General features: G+C 66.8%; 1 protein-coding gene and 1 pseudogene. Both read left to right on the plus strand.

Features of this window, described 5'->3' with window-relative positions:
* Positions 1 to 310: 310 nt before the first annotated feature.
* Positions 311 to 619 carry a transposase family protein gene (locus tag ACFWDI_RS40945; protein ID WP_385312189.1) on the plus strand — a complete coding sequence of 103 codons (309 nt, stop codon included), beginning with the start codon at positions 311 to 313 and terminating at the stop codon, positions 617 to 619.
* A 264-nt stretch (positions 620 to 883) separates the two neighbouring features.
* A pseudogene (locus ACFWDI_RS40950) lies at positions 884 to 1,358 on the plus strand (transposase); the annotation flags it as partial.
* Between the last annotated feature and the right edge of the window lie 93 nt (positions 1,359 to 1,451).

Genomic DNA, 1,451 nt, shown 5'->3' on the forward strand with positions numbered 1-1,451 from the left:
AGAGCATCCACTCAACACACGCGACCTCGTGTCGCACCTGCACGCAGAAAGTGCCTTCCGCCTGGACCGACAGAACCCCTCAGCAAGGTTCATCGTCCCAGGTCAGGAAGGCACTTTCGTATTTCCGCCTCAACAGCCGCCGTACCCAAGCGAAACGGCGAGGTTAAGCGGTGCGCGTTGTTTCCGGTGCTGACTAGCCGTCACGGTACGTGATGATTGGGGTGGTTGTCGGCCCTGTAGGCATGAGGCCCGTGGTCCTGGGTGATCATTTCTGTTCTTGAGGCAGAACGATCATCTGGGAGCCACGGGCATGGTCAACGATACGACGTTGTTACTGGACCTTGACGGGGTGTCCGTCATACGGGTCGAGCGGATTCAGGACGGTACACGGCGGGTCCATCTGGCCACGGCGGACGAGACGGCCCGGGCCTGCCCGGAGTGCGGCGTCTTCGCCTCCCGTGTGAAGGGACCGGCGACCACCCGGCCGCGGGACCTGCCCTACGGCGAGCGGGGATTGGTGTTCTTCTGGCACAAGCGCCGCCGGTGGTGCGGGGAGCCGGCGTGTCTGCGTAAGTCGTTCACCGAGCAGATCCCCCAGATACCGGCGGGGCGCGGCTGACTGCCCGCTTACGGGCTGCGGCCGGATGCCGGGTACGGGATGCCGGCTCCACGATCGTGCAGGCTGCCCGTGACCTGGGCCTGTCCTGGCCGGTGCTGATGGACGCCGAGGGTGTTTACTCGAGCGTGTAGGAGTTGATCTTGCTGCGTGTTGGTCGGGCCCCGGTTCGACCGAAAGGCATCACGCACTGTGAGTACAGACAGCATCAAGCAGACGGCCGGTCAGGAATCCCTGGCGGAGGGCCGGGAGGCGGACGCGCGGCGGCTGGCGGGCGCGTTGTCGCCCAAGGCGATCGACTCGCTGATAGCGGACGCGGCCGACGCGGGGATCGGCCTGGACGGTGCCGGCGGGCTGCTGCAGCAGATGATGAAGGCAGTCCTGGAACGGGCCCCTGCAGGTGGAGATGGCCGATCATCTCGGCTACGAGGCCGGCGATCCGGCCGACCGGGGCAGCGGCAATAACCGCAACGGCTCCTACCCGAAGACGATTACGACGACGGCGGGGCCGGTCACCGTGGACGTGCCGCGGGACCGTGAGGGCGCGTTCGAGCCGGGCATCGTGCCCAAACGGCGGCGGCGCCTGGCGCAGGTCGACGACATGATCCTCTCGCTCTACGCGCGGGGCATGACGACGCGGGACATCACCGCGCATCTGAAGGAGGTCTACGGCTCGGAGGTCTCCCCGGCGCTGGTCTCCAAGGTCACCGACGTGGTCGCGGACGAGATCGCGTCGTGGCGGCGCTGTCACGTTGGCTGGCCTTTGGGGGATGATCTTCGGGTTGATCGCGTTGGGGGGAGCCGTCCGTGGTGGGTACACCGCCGTCGTACAAGG

This window comes from Streptomyces sp. NPDC060064, assembly GCF_042736455.1.
Classification (GTDB): domain Bacteria; phylum Actinomycetota; class Actinomycetes; order Streptomycetales; family Streptomycetaceae; genus Streptomyces.

What these genes read in the sequence shown, in the direction of transcription:
- ACFWDI_RS40945 (WP_385312189.1), top strand. Translation starts at nt 311, where the DNA reads ATGGTCAACGATACGACGTTGTTACTGGACCTTGACGGGGTGTCCGTC.